The 11,906-nt window shown below is 44.6% G+C and carries 10 protein-coding genes; 7 read left to right on the top strand and 3 right to left on the bottom strand.

Features of this window, described 5'->3' with window-relative positions:
- Nucleotides 1-41 precede the first annotated feature (41 nt).
- The 7 genes from rbfA to LG003_RS06195 all read left to right on the top strand — a co-directional run bounded on the left by rbfA (nucleotide 42) and on the right by LG003_RS06195 (nucleotide 7,260).
- Complete coding sequence (gene rbfA, locus LG003_RS06220) at nucleotides 42-452, top strand: 30S ribosome-binding factor RbfA (protein WP_262980387.1); 411 nt, start codon at nucleotides 42-44, stop codon at nucleotides 450-452.
- Nucleotides 452-1,399, top strand: coding sequence for a tRNA pseudouridine(55) synthase TruB (truB, locus tag LG003_RS06215; protein WP_112877194.1), 948 nt, complete (start codon nucleotides 452-454; stop codon nucleotides 1,397-1,399). Before rbfA ends, truB begins: the two co-directional genes overlap by 1 nt.
- 122 nt (nucleotides 1,400-1,521) lie before the next feature.
- Nucleotides 1,522-1,791, top strand: a complete 270-nt coding sequence (rpsO, locus tag LG003_RS06210; protein ID WP_015836102.1) for a 30S ribosomal protein S15 — start codon at nucleotides 1,522-1,524, stop codon at nucleotides 1,789-1,791.
- A gap of 245 nt (nucleotides 1,792-2,036) precedes the next feature.
- Nucleotides 2,037-4,166, top strand: a complete 2,130-nt coding sequence (gene pnp / locus LG003_RS06205; RefSeq protein WP_112877195.1) for a polyribonucleotide nucleotidyltransferase — start codon at nucleotides 2,037-2,039, stop codon at nucleotides 4,164-4,166.
- Between the two features lie 124 nt (nucleotides 4,167-4,290).
- Complete coding sequence (gene nlpI, locus LG003_RS06200; protein ID WP_112877196.1) at nucleotides 4,291-5,175, top strand: lipoprotein NlpI; 885 nt, start codon at nucleotides 4,291-4,293, stop codon at nucleotides 5,173-5,175.
- A 101-nt stretch (nucleotides 5,176-5,276) separates the two neighbouring features.
- Nucleotides 5,277-5,357 carry a protein YrbN gene (yrbN, locus tag LG003_RS23385; protein ID WP_105394837.1) on the top strand — a complete coding sequence of 27 codons (81 nt, stop codon included), beginning with the start codon at nucleotides 5,277-5,279 and terminating at the stop codon, nucleotides 5,355-5,357.
- Complete coding sequence (locus tag LG003_RS06195) at nucleotides 5,347-7,260, top strand: DEAD/DEAH family ATP-dependent RNA helicase (protein ID WP_112877197.1); 1,914 nt, start codon at nucleotides 5,347-5,349, stop codon at nucleotides 7,258-7,260. The genes yrbN and LG003_RS06195 overlap by 11 nt, the downstream gene beginning before the upstream one ends.
- Nucleotides 7,261-7,399: 139 nt before the next feature.
- Here the strand turns inward: LG003_RS06195 and LG003_RS06190 are convergent, their stop codons facing one another.
- The 3 genes from LG003_RS06190 to LG003_RS06180 all read right to left on the bottom strand — a co-directional run bounded on the left by LG003_RS06190 (nucleotide 7,400) and on the right by LG003_RS06180 (nucleotide 11,789).
- Nucleotides 7,400-9,202: a carbon starvation CstA family protein gene (locus LG003_RS06190; protein ID WP_112877198.1), complete on the bottom strand. Its 1,803-nt coding sequence runs from the start codon at nucleotides 9,200-9,202 to the stop codon at nucleotides 7,400-7,402.
- A 170-nt stretch (nucleotides 9,203-9,372) separates the two neighbouring features.
- Complete coding sequence (gene btsR / locus LG003_RS06185) at nucleotides 9,373-10,089, bottom strand: two-component system response regulator BtsR (RefSeq protein ID WP_112877199.1); 717 nt, start codon at nucleotides 10,087-10,089, stop codon at nucleotides 9,373-9,375.
- 2 nt (nucleotides 10,090-10,091) lie between these two features.
- Complete coding sequence (locus LG003_RS06180; protein ID WP_262980386.1) at nucleotides 10,092-11,789, bottom strand: sensor histidine kinase; 1,698 nt, start codon at nucleotides 11,787-11,789, stop codon at nucleotides 10,092-10,094.
- Nucleotides 11,790-11,906 lie beyond the last annotated feature (117 nt).

The following is an 11,906-nucleotide window of genomic DNA, read 5'->3' as shown; positions in this document are numbered from 1 at the left end:
ATTGGGGGGCTTTTGCCCCCCAAATGTCAGGAGATATAACAATGGCAAGAGAATTCAGTCGTACTCAGCGCGTTGCACAGGAAATGCAAAAAGAGATTGCCATCATTTTACAGCGAGAAGTGAAAGATCCCCGAATCGGTATGGCGACTGTTTCTGGCGTTGAAGTTTCTCGTGATTTGGCTTATGCCAAAGTATTCGTCACTTTTCTGAATGTGTTGACTGAAGAACATGATTCCGATGTGGTAAAGAATGGTATTAAGGCATTGAATGAAGCTTCTGGTTTTATTCGCTCTCTGTTGGGTAAAACAATGCGTTTGCGTGTCGTACCAGAACTGACTTTCTCCTACGATAATTCCCTGGTAGAGGGGATGAGGATGTCCAATCTGGTTACTAATGTTGTAAAGAATGATGAACAGCGCCGGGCTTCTGCGGATCACAAAGAGGAGAAGTAATGGGGCATCGTCGTCGTGGTCGTGATATACATGGTGTGTTGTTACTGGATAAGCCGCAGGATATTTCTTCTAATGATGCGTTACAAAAAGTAAAACGTATTTTCAACGCTAGCAAAGCTGGTCACACTGGCGCGTTGGATCCACTGGCAACCGGTATGCTACCGGTTTGCCTTGGTGAAGCGACGAAGTTTTCCCAGTTCTTACTTGATTCTGACAAGCGTTATCGAGTGATAGCTCGTCTTGGTCAGCGAACTGACACATCTGATTCACACGGGCAAATCATCAGTGAAAGGGCAATCCAGCTAAGTCAGGTTCAACTTGATGCAGCTTTGGATAAATTCCTTGGTGATATCATGCAAATTCCTTCCATGTATTCTGCACTGAAATATCAGGGAAAACCATTGTATGAGTATGCTCGTCAGGGTATTGAGGTAGAACGCGAAGCACGGCCAATTACAGTCTATGAATTACAGTTTATCCGTTGGGAAGATGATGAACTGGAATTGGAAATACACTGTTCGAAAGGCACTTATATTCGCACTATTATTGATGACTTAGGTGAATTATTAGGCTGTGGTGCCCACGTTATTTATTTAAGACGTTTACAGGTAGCGAATTATCCAAATGATCGCATGGTGACACTTGAGCAATTATATGAATTACAACAGCAAGCCAAAGATCAGGAAATACCTGTGGGCGAATTAATTGATTCATTACTATTACCAATGGATAGTGCAATTGCTCATTTCCCAGAGGTTAATTTGATTCCAGTAGTTGCGGCTTATTTTAAACAAGGTCAGGCGGTGCGCAGTGCCAAATCCCCAGCTTTAGTTGAAAGTATGGTACGTGTAACTGAAGGTGATGAACGAAAATTCATTGGCATTGCTGTTATCAATGATGATGGGCTTGTTGCTCCCCGCCGTTTAGTTGTTGAAAGCCGGGATTAGGGTATTTTGGGTTATCTTGCGCTTAACTTATTTGCAGCGTAGAATGACGCAGTTATATGTTGGGTGGCTGAATTAGAGATCGGCACCTGTAATTTTAGTTTATATATTTTTGGAGTTGTAATATGTCTCTAAGTACTGAAGCAAAAGCGCAAATTATTGCTGAATTTGGTCGTGATGCGAATGACAGTGGCTCTAGTGAAGTACAGATTGCTTTGTTAACTGCACAAATTAACCACTTGCAAGGCCATTTTTCAGAGCACAAAAAGGATCACCACAGCCGTCGTGGTCTGCTGCGCATGGTTTCTCAGCGTCGTAAACTTTTGGACTATCTGAAGCGTAAAAATGTAACAAGTTACACTGCGCTGATTGGGCGTCTTGGCCTGCGTCGCTAATCAAGCAAGTTTCAGTGGAAAGGGGCCATATATGGCCCCTTTTCTTCTGAGAAGCCATCATAGATAACAGCACAAAAATGCTGGTGGTGGTTTTTGTTAAGGCTCTTCAGTTACAGAGGTTCGCGCGGCTAATGAGAGTGCTTAAGGGAGTAAGACCTGTCGTTAGTCGCGAGGATGTGGCATGGAGAGATCATTCATTGTTGTCTGCTGAATATAAAAGGCAGTATTAACGAAAGGATATTATTTTGCTGAATCCGATTGTTCGTAAATTTCAATATGGTCAACATACCGTTGCTATCGAAACAGGTATGATGGCCCGCCAGGCCACAGCTGCTGTCATGGTCAATATGGATGACACGGCTGTATTTGTCACTGTTGTTGGCCAAAAGAAAGTAAAAGAAGGTCAGGATTTCTTTCCACTGACTGTTAACTATCAGGAGCGTACTTATGCTGCTGGTCGTGTTCCAGGCAGCTTCTTTCGTCGTGAAGGTCGTCCTGGTGAAGGAGAAACGTTAGTCGCTCGTTTGATTGATCGTCCTCTGCGTCCTCTGTTCCCGGAAGGTTTCCTGAACGAGGTGCAGATTGTAGCAACAGTTGTTTCTGTTAACCCGCAAGTTAACCCAGATATTGTTGCAATGATCGGTGCTTCTGCTGCGTTGGCACTATCTGGTATCCCGTTCAATGGCCCAATTGGCGCTGCTCGTGTTGGTTATATTAATGATCAGTATGTGCTGAACCCAACCAGTGATGAGCTGAAAAATAGCCGTTTGGATCTGGTGGTTTCAGGTACTGCTGGTGCTGTTCTGATGGTTGAGTCTGAAGCAGACATTTTAACTGAAGAGCAAATGTTAGGTGCGGTAGTATTCGGCCATGATCAACAACAGGTGGTTATTGATAACATTAATGCGTTGGCTGCGGAAGCAGGCAAAGAAAAATGGAATTGGGTGCCAGAACCTGTTAATCAAGCGTTGCATGACCGTGTAGCTGAATTGGCAGAAGGCCGTCTGGGTGATGCTTATCGTATCACTGAAAAACAGGAGCGTTATGCTCAGGTTGATGCTATCAAAGAGGAAGTTACGGCAGCGCTGTTGGAACAGGATGAGGCTTTAGAAGAAGCTGAAATCCATGAAATTTTGGGTAGCTTAGAGAAAAAAGTTGTTCGTAGCCGAGTCTTGTGTGGTGAACCACGTATTGATGGTCGTGAAAAAGATATGGTGCGTGCATTGGATGTACGTACTGGTGTTCTGCCCCGAACTCATGGCTCTGCGCTGTTTACCCGTGGTGAAACTCAGGCTTTGGTTACTGCGACTTTGGGTACAGAACGTGATGCACAGATCATTGACGAGTTGATGGGAGAGCGTACAGATCGTTTCCTATTGCACTACAACTTCCCGCCATATTCTGTTGGTGAAACAGGTATGATGGGTTCACCAAAACGTCGTGAAATTGGTCATGGTCGTCTGGCTAAACGTAGTGTGGCGGCAGTTATGCCAAAAGCTAACGAATTCCCATATACCGTTCGGGTTGTTTCTGAAATCACGGAATCAAACGGCTCGTCTTCAATGGCATCTGTTTGTGGGGCATCTCTTGCGTTAATGGACGCGGGTGTGCCGATTAAAGCTGCTGTTGCTGGTATTGCAATGGGGTTAGTGAAAGAAGGCGATAATTTTGTTGTTCTGTCTGACATCTTGGGTGATGAAGATCATTTGGGAGACATGGACTTTAAAGTAGCGGGTAGCTGTGAAGGTATCAGCGCGCTGCAAATGGACATCAAAATTGAAGGCATTACCCGTGAAATTATGCAAATTGCTCTGAATCAGGCAAAAGGTGCGCGTTTGCATATCCTGAGTGTAATGGAACAGGCAATTAACAGCCCACGTAATGATATTTCTGAATTTGCACCACGTATTCATACCATTAAGATCAATCCTGATAAGATCAAAGATGTTATCGGTAAAGGTGGTTCAGTTATCCGTGCACTGACAGAAGAAACTGGTACTACCATTGAGATTGAAGATGATGGCACAGTGAAAATTGCTGCAACTGATGGTGAAAAAGCAAAACATGCCATCAGTCGCATTGAAGAAATCACTGCTGAAATCGAAGTTGCTCGTGTTTACATTGGTAAAGTAACCCGCATCGTTGATTTTGGCGCGTTTGTTGCTATCGGTGGTGGTAAAGAAGGTCTGGTACATATTTCTCAGATTGCTGATAAGCGTGTTGAGAAAGTGGCTGACTATTTGCAGGTTGGTCAGGAAGTCTCAGTTAAAGTTCTGGAAATTGATCGCCAGGGTCGTGTTCGCCTGAGTATTAAAGAAGCGACAGTCGGCGTAATTGCCGAGGATACACCACTGGCTCCACAATCAGCAGAATAAATTTGATGTTATAAACGGCGTCTTGTAAAAAAGCGCCGTTTATAGACTCAGGGCAGGAGGCCCAATAAATGCAATATGGGTGATAGGGCATTCTTAATCAATGTCTGACTTTCGGGAGTAGGAAATGAATCTTTTTCTGCGCTGGTGTTATGCTGTAGCAATACTTCTTTTGGCAGGATGCAGCAGCAAGGATTGGCGTAAAAACGAAGTTTTTGCTATTCCGTTACAACCTTCATTGCAACAAGAAGTCATTCTGGCTCGTATGGAACAGATTCTTGCGAGTCGGTCATTGACAGAAGATGAGTACGCACAGCTTTTATATGAGAGAGGTGTGCTGTATGATAGTCTCGGGCTAAGGGCTTTGGCACGGAATGATTTTTCTGTTGCCTTATCTATTCGGCCTAATATTCCAGAGATTTTTAATTATCTGGGAATTTACTTCACACAGGTTGGCAATTTTGATGCCGCCTATGAAGCGTTTGATTCTGTATTAGAGCTTGATCCAACTTACAATTACGCGCGTCTTAACCGTGGCATCGCGTTGTATTACGGTGGTCGGTATAAGTTAGCGCAGGATGATCTGCAGGCGTTTTATCAAGACGATCCAAATGATCCTTTCCGTTCGTTGTGGTTGTACCTGGTGGAAAAGGAATTTTATCCTAAAGGGGCGATGGTGAACTTGTCGCAACACTACGAAAAAGCGAACCGGGGGCAATGGGGCTGGAATATAGTTGAATTCTATTTAGGCAAAATTAGTGAATATACATTGATGAACCGCTTGAAAGAGAATGCAACGGATAACACTTCGCTCGCTGAGCATCTCAGTGAAACTGACTTCTATTTAGGTAAACATTACCTAAGTCTGGGGGACAAGGATAGCGCATCTGCGTTATTCAAGCTGACGGTAGCTAACAATGCACATAACTTTGTTGAGCACCGCTATGCATTGTTGGAATTGGCGCTGTTAGGCCAGGAACAAGATGACCTATCAGAATCGGACCAGCAATAGCTGACGAACATTTCGAGATTGATTTGCAAAGTCCATCATCTTGACCGATGAGGGCTTATTTGTTCGTTTAATTAAATACTTTGAGCCAGTTCACATTTTAAATGAAAATGACCGAAATTTTTTTCGATGCGTTATGTAGACTGGCCGCCATAACTAATGAGGCACCATTACATGACCACTGAGACTGAAATCTCTTTTGCTGATCTGGGTTTATCAGCACCTATCCTTTCTGCACTGGAAGATCTTGGCTATGAAAAGCCATCTCCAATTCAGCAACAATGTATTCCCCATTTATTAAATGGCCGTGACGTACTAGGTATGGCGCAGACGGGGAGTGGTAAAACAGCGGCATTCAGTTTGCCTTTATTGCATAACATCAATGCTGAGTTGAAAGCTCCGCAGATCCTTGTGTTGGCACCGACCCGTGAACTGGCGGTACAGGTAGCCGAAGCGTGCGCAGATTTTTCTAAACATATGCGTAACGTGAATGTTGTTGCACTGTATGGTGGGCAACGTTATGACGTTCAGTTACGTGCTTTACGTCAAGGGCCACAAATTGTTGTGGGTACACCAGGACGTCTTCTGGACCATCTGAAGCGTGGTACGTTGGATCTGTCTAACCTGAGCGGTTTAGTTTTGGATGAAGCAGACGAAATGCTGCGTATGGGCTTTATCGAAGATGTTGAAAACATCATGAGCCAGATCCCTGCTGAACATCAGACTGCGCTGTTCTCTGCAACTATGCCAGAAGCTATTCGTCGCATTACTCGTCGTTTTATGAACGATCCGCAAGAAGTGCGTATCCAAGCGAGTGTAACGACCCGTCCTGACATCAGCCAGAGCTATTGGTCTGTTTACGGTATGCGTAAAAATGAAGCTTTGGTGCGTTTCCTTGAAGCAGAGGATTTTGATGCCGCGATTATTTTTGTGCGCACCAAAAACGCAACGTTGGAAGTGGCAGAAGCACTGGAGCGTAATGGCTACAACAGTGCGGCGCTAAACGGTGATATGAACCAGGCACTGCGTGAGCAGACATTGGAACGTCTGAAAGATGGCCGTTTGGATATTTTGATTGCAACTGATGTTGCAGCGCGTGGCCTGGATGTTGAACGCATCAGCTTGGTTGTTAACTATGACATTCCAATGGATGCGGAATCTTATGTTCACCGTATTGGCCGTACTGGCCGTGCAGGTCGTGCAGGTCGTGCGCTGTTGTTTGTAGAAAACCGTGAACGTCGCTTGTTACGTAACGTTGAACGTACAATGAAGCTGACTATCCCGGAAGTTGAACTGCCAAATGCTGAATTGCTGAGTCAGCGTCGTCTGGAAAAATTTGCTACTAATGTACAGCAGCAATTGGAAAGTAGCGATCTGGATCAGTACCGTACTCTGTTGTCTAAACTGCAACCTGCAGAAGATTTGGATATAGAAACGCTGGCAGCCGCATTATTGAAAATGGCACAGGGTGAGCGCCCGTTGATTCTGCCTCCGGATCCGGTTCGTCGTCCTCGCCGCGAATTCAACGAACGTGATGATCGTCGTCGTAGTGGCTTTGATGATCGTGGCGAACGTAGTGATCGTCCTCGTCGTGAACGCCGTGATGTCGGTGAAATGGAGTTATACCGTATTGAAGTGGGTCGCGATGATGGTGTTGAAGTTCGTCATATCGTTGGTGCGATTGCTAACGAAGGTGATATCAGCAGCCGTTATATTGGCAACATCAAATTGTTTGCAACGCATTCCACGATTGAATTGCCAAAAGGCATGCCAGGTGATTTGTTATCCCACTTTACCCGTACCCGCATTCTGAATAAGCCAATGAATATGCAGTTAATGGGTGATGCACAGCCATTTGAACGCCGCGAACGTCGTGGTGGTGGGCGTAACGGCAATGGTAACGGTAACGGTAATGGCCCCCGTCGTGATCGTGAGAGTTTCAATGGTGGTGGCCGTCGCTTCAATGGTGAACGCCGCAGTGGTGAAGGTCGTGGTGAAAGCCAAAGCCGTAGCAGTTTCCGTGGTCGTGGTGATGATCATGGTTCATCTGCTCCACGCCGTCGTTATAACAATAGTAACGCACAGTAATCACCTGGACTGATATTTAAATAGTAAAGCGGCTCTTTTTACAGGAGCCGTTTTTGTTGCCAGTTAATTGCTTCAATATTTTTATAATAAAAAAAGCTGCTTTTTATACAAAAGGCAGCTTTTAATATGCAGAAAGAGATCAGTTACTTAATGCTTCAACGGGATTACCTGCACTGCGGGTGCGCCATAGTTTCAGCCATTGCATAATGGAAGAGACCATAATCACAATGCCGAGGATAACCATCACAATGGAGATTGTTCCGTTGAAGATGTTGAAACCTTTTGTTGCGGAGTTGAAGTAAACATTCTTCACCATCCAGTAAGCAGCATAGTTCACAGTAACGTACAGGTAAGCGAGTGGTATCAGGCAGGTCAGCGTATACCAGCGTTTTTCAGACAGACGTAGGATAATTGTTGCACCAATCATCAGGCCGATGGAGGCCATCAGTTGATTGGATACCCCGAATAGTGCCCAGACTGAATTGATATCGCCGGAATTTAGTAAGTAGCCCCACAGTAAACAGGCAACGATACTGCAACCAATGGAACCCGGTAACCAGTCGATACGTTTCAGAGGTGCCCATATATCGCCCAGGAAATCTTGCAGCAGGTAGCGGGCAACACGCGTACCGGAATCAACCGCTGTCAGGATAAATACGGCTTCAAACATGACGACGAACTGGAAAAAGTAGGATGCTAGCTGGCTGAACCAAGGAATGCGGGTGAAGATATCTGCCATACCAACCGCCAATGTGACTGCGCCACCGGTACGGCCATACAGATCCAGACCAATTTCCTGACTCAGTTTTGGTAGATGGATAACATCCATACCCAATGTAGCAAAGACCTCTGGGGAGGAGTTAATAGCGAAATAGTCAGCAGGATATAGGGAAGTGGCAGCGATCAACGCCATGACACCAACGACACATTCTGCCAGCATTGCACCGAAACCCACGGGCAGAATATCACTCCACTTATCGATCTGCTTTGGTGTTGTGCCAGAGCCGATAAATGCATGAAAACCAGAAATAGCGCCACACGCAATGGTGATGGAGATAAACGGCCACACTGGACCGGCCAGTACAGGGCCATTGCCATGAATAAATTCAGTGACTGCCGGGAATTGGATCTCCGGGTTAATAAAGATGACTCCCACAACTAGTGCGCCGAATACACCGATTTTCATAAAACTGGAAAGATAACCACGGGGAGTCAATAACATCCATACAGGCAGAGCGGTGGCAAAAAACGCATAGATTGGCAGTGCCAAGCTGACAGTTGATGTACGCAGACTCAGCCATTCACCGAAAGCAGATGCCTGAATGTAAGGGCCGGCAATCACACAAGCCATAATGGTGATAATACCTACCCAAGTTGCCCCGCGCATATTACCTGTGAAGCGCTCCCATAGACCGACTCCGATTGCGACCGGAATGGTCATAAATACTGCAAATGTTCCCCAGGGATTACGTTCTAGTGCATGAACGACCACCATAGAGAGACCTGCCATAGTAATCGTAATGATGAACAACATCGCAAGGCCGGTGCACCAACCAGCAATTGGACCAAGTTCTGTTTTGGCAACTTCTGACAGGGATTTACCACTATGTTTCATTGAGGCGAATAAAACAACCGTATCATGCACGGCCCCGCCGATAACACAGCCGATTAGTAGCCATAACATACTTGGCAAATAACCGTATTGAGCTGCTAATACAGGGCCAACCAGAGGTCCTGCGGCTGCGATTGCTGCGAAGTGGCTACCAAAATTGACCCATTTTTTCGTGGGTACATAATCTTTACCGTCTTCCAGTAAATGGGAAGGTGTAACCTCGCTGTCATCTGCTTTCAGTACCTTTTTAACGAAGAATACGCCGTACAAGCGGTAGCAGATAACCAGAATACACAACGTTGCAATGACAAATGTGAGAGCGTGTTGCATTTCTCTTCTCCTGAGAGTTATAAATTTTTACTCGTATCTTGTCATAGGTAAAGGAAGCTATAAGGGAGTGTCTAAGTGAGTGGTTGTATGGCGGGTTAAGTGGTCAGATTCAGCAGGTGAGCGGTGAGTAAGAACAGATTAACCCGCTGAAAAGATGATGAGTGTCATGGTTACTTCAATCCTAGTGCCTCTTTCAATGGTTTCAAATAACGGCGGCTGACGGGGATAGTTTTGCCATTGCGTAGAATCAGTTCGGCCTGTCCGTGATCACCAAATAGGATTTCGCGCAGATGGGTCATATTGACCAGATATTGACGATGATTTCTCATCATTGGTGTGCGGGTTTCTAATGTGCGAAGTGTTAGTTCAGTAAATCCTTCCTGCCCATTGGTACACATAACATAAACTCCACTTGGGCGGGAGGCGACATAAAGGATTTCATCCAGCTGCACAAGCCAGATTCGGCTGTGGCCGGTGCATGGGATATATTTCAGCGGCTCTTCTGCTTTCAGGGTGGAAATATCCTGTTTCTGATACCCTTGCCGTAATCGTTGTAAGGTTTTGGTTAGACGGTTTTTTTCCAGTGGTTTTAATAAATAGTCAAATGCGTGCTCTTCAAACGCTTGTATTGCATATTCATCAAATGCGGTCAGGAAAACAATATAGGGACGATGCTCTGGATCGAGCATACCAACCATTTCCAATCCGGTGATGCGTGGCATCTGGATATCCAAAAATACAACATCGGGTTTTAGATGATGTATGGCGCCAATGGCTTCAACGGCATTGGCGCATTCGCCAATAATTTGAATATCATGTTCTTCTTCTAGCAAACAACGTAGGTTTTCTCGCGCAAGCGGTTCGTCATCAACAATTAATATATTCATATTCACACAGTTTTATTAGCCTCTTTAATGAGTGGCAAGTGTAAAATTACGCGGGTAAATTTTTCTGGCAGGCAATCTATTTGCACGCCATAATTTTCACCATAGCGAAGTCGTAGCCGTTTATCTACCAGACTCATTCCTAGTCCATCCCCCATAGAGACCGATTTATAAAGACCAGCATTATCTTCCACTTCCAGTATCAACAATTGATTCTGCTGATGAGCACGAATAGTAACTCTGCCGGTTTCTAATAACTGTGATGTGCCGTGTTTGATCGCATTTTCTACTATTGGCTGGAGAGAAAAAGCGGGTAATTTGGCGTGAATCAGAGATTCCGGCAGTTCAATATTTATTTGCAGATGCTCACGGAAACGCGCCTTCTCAATTTGTAAGTAAGCATTCACATGCTCTATTTCATCAGACAGCGTGACAATCTCTTCTGACCGTTTCAAGTTTTTACGGAAAAAGGTTGAGAGATATTGTACTAATTGACCTGCTTGATAACTGTCCCGTCGGATCACTGCTTGCAGGGTATTTAAGGCATTAAATAAAAAGTGAGGATTCACTTGCGCATGAAGCAGCTTAATTTCTGATTGAAGTAGTGATTGTTTGTTACGTTCATACTGCCCTGCGAGGATTTGGGCGGATAATAAACTGGCAATACCTTCCCCCAAGGGGCGATTGATTGAGCTGAACAGACGGTTTTTGGCTTCATAAAGTTTGATTGCGCCGATAACTTGCTGATTTTCTCCCTGTAGTGGAATAACCAGAGTGGAACCCAATTTGCAGGTTGGATTGATTGAACAACGGTAGGGTATTTCATTGCCATCGGCATAAACCACTTCATTATTTTCAATTGCTCGACGAGATTGTTCTGAAGAAATAGGTGTTCCAGGGAGGTGATGATCTGAACCGATACCAATAAACGCCAGGAGTTTTTCTCTATCTGTAATAGCCACTGCGCCTATTTCCAGTTGTTGATAAATAACTTTCGCTACCTTCATACTGTTATTTTCATTAAATCCTTTTCGCAGAATACCTTCGGTATAGACAGCGATTTTTAGTGCCTGAGCAGAAAATGCACTGGTGTATTTTTCAAATATCGCGCGTCGGTCAAGCAGGATACGTATAAACATTGCTGAGCCGATACTATTGGTGACGATCATGGGGGCGGCGATATTTTTGACCAACGCTAATGCTTCACTGTATGGACGAGAGAGCAGTAGTAAAATGCCCATTTGTATTATTTCAGCACAAAACGTGACGATAGCGGCTGTCCAGGGATTAATCAGTCGGTTTATCTGACCACGTTTCATCAGATAGCTGTGAATAATGCCGCCGATTAAACCTTCAATAATGGTCGATATCATGCAACTGAAAGCGGTCATCCCACCAAGAGAATAGCGGTGCAGTCCACCGGTTAATCCCACCAGTGCGCCGACACCGGGTCCACCCAGAAGTCCGCCAAGGACAGCGCCAATAGCTCGGGTATTGGCAATGGAATCACCTACATGCAGTCCAAAATAAGTTCCCATAATACAGAAAATGGAAAAAGTAACATAACACAGCAACTTATGAGGTAAACGTACAGTCACTTGTAACAGTGGAATAAATAGCGGTGTTTTACTTAGTAGCCAGGCGATAACCAAATAAACACACATCTGTTGTAGTAATAACAATACAAGATTAAATTCGTACATAAACTTTCCGGGAGGATTTATGGATGTTATTAGTTTACAGAAACAGCTAATAATATTATTAAAAGTTTAGTTTAAGTGGGTTAATATTTGACAAGAATCATAAACCACGACACTATT

It is taken from the genome of Photorhabdus kleinii (assembly GCF_025384885.1).
Lineage (GTDB): Bacteria > Pseudomonadota > Gammaproteobacteria > Enterobacterales > Enterobacteriaceae > Photorhabdus > Photorhabdus kayaii.
The sequence above is the reverse complement of the archived record's forward strand: the minus strand, read 5'-3'. Positions and strand labels throughout refer to the sequence as shown.

Bases quoted from the DNA above. Each gene is read 5' to 3' on its own strand.
- rbfA (WP_262980387.1), top strand. From the start codon at position 42: ATGGCAAGAGAATTCAGTCGTACTCAGCGCGTTGCACAGGAAATGCAA.
- truB (WP_112877194.1), top strand. From the start codon at position 452: ATGGGGCATCGTCGTCGTGGTCGTGATATACATGGTGTGTTGTTACTG.
- rpsO (WP_015836102.1), top strand. From the start codon at position 1,522: ATGTCTCTAAGTACTGAAGCAAAAGCGCAAATTATTGCTGAATTTGGT.
- nlpI (WP_112877196.1), top strand. From the start codon at position 4,291: ATGAATCTTTTTCTGCGCTGGTGTTATGCTGTAGCAATACTTCTTTTG.
- yrbN (WP_105394837.1), top strand. From the start codon at position 5,277: ATGAAAATGACCGAAATTTTTTTCGATGCGTTATGTAGACTGGCCGCC.
- LG003_RS06195 (WP_112877197.1), top strand. From the start codon at position 5,347: ATGACCACTGAGACTGAAATCTCTTTTGCTGATCTGGGTTTATCAGCA.
- LG003_RS06190 (WP_112877198.1), bottom strand. From the start codon at position 9,202: ATGCAACACGCTCTCACATTTGTCATTGCAACGTTGTGTATTCTGGTT.
- btsR (WP_112877199.1), bottom strand. From the start codon at position 10,089: ATGAATATATTAATTGTTGATGACGAACCGCTTGCGCGAGAAAACCTA.
- LG003_RS06180 (WP_262980386.1), bottom strand. From the start codon at position 11,789: ATGTACGAATTTAATCTTGTATTGTTATTACTACAACAGATGTGTGTT.